Raw genomic sequence first — 764 nt, 5'->3', positions numbered from 1 at the left:
GTACTGACCGTCGGGAACAAGCGCGAGGCTGTGCGCACCATGCTGTCGGAGACAGCGATATCCGAGCGCAAAGCCTGTTCACTCGTCGGGTTATCCCGCGCAACGATGCGGTATCAGTCTCAGCGTTCCCCAGAAGAGCGTGAGCTGACGGAGCGTATCAAAGCCATTGCGTTCGAACGCCGTCGGTTCGGATACCGGCGTGTTCACCAGTTGCTGCGCCGTGAGGGTGCTGAGGTGAATCACAAGAAGGTCTATCGGCTTTACCGAGAGGCAGGCCTGGCCGTCCGCAAACGCAAGCGCCGTAAAGGCGTGATGGTGGAACGGCAGCCCCTGGTGTTGCCAGATGCACCGAATCATACGTGGTCCATGGACTTTGTGATGGATTCATTGGCCAACGGCCGCAGGATAAAATGTCTGACGATCGTGGATGACTTCACCAAGGAATGCCTCGATATTCCCGTGGCCATGGGTATCTCAGGAGAACAGGTCGTCCGAACACTGGATGGTATCGCTGCCTTCCGAGGCTACCCGAAAGCCGTTAGGACCGATCAGGGGCCAGAATTCACTGGTAGAGCGCTCGATCAATGGGCTTGCCGCCATAACGTTGAACTGAAGCTGATTCAGCCCGGCAAACCGATGCAGAATGGTTACGTCGAGAGCTTTAACGGAAAATTCCGGGATGAGTGTCTGAATGAACACTGGTTCCGGGATCTTGCACACGCGCGGGAGAAGATCAGCAATTGGCGTTTGGACTACAATGAGCA

1 protein-coding gene is annotated in these 764 nt (G+C 56.2%); it reads left to right on the top strand.

The features are described 5' to 3' along the window. On the top strand, positions 1–764 hold a 764-nt coding region (locus ACFOZ5_RS13390), incomplete at both ends, for an IS3 family transposase (protein WP_379888135.1).

This window comes from Marinobacter lacisalsi (assembly GCF_042651045.1).
Classification (GTDB): domain Bacteria; phylum Pseudomonadota; class Gammaproteobacteria; order Pseudomonadales; family Oleiphilaceae; genus Marinobacter; species Marinobacter lacisalsi.
This window is presented reverse-complemented; position numbering and strand designations above follow the sequence as displayed.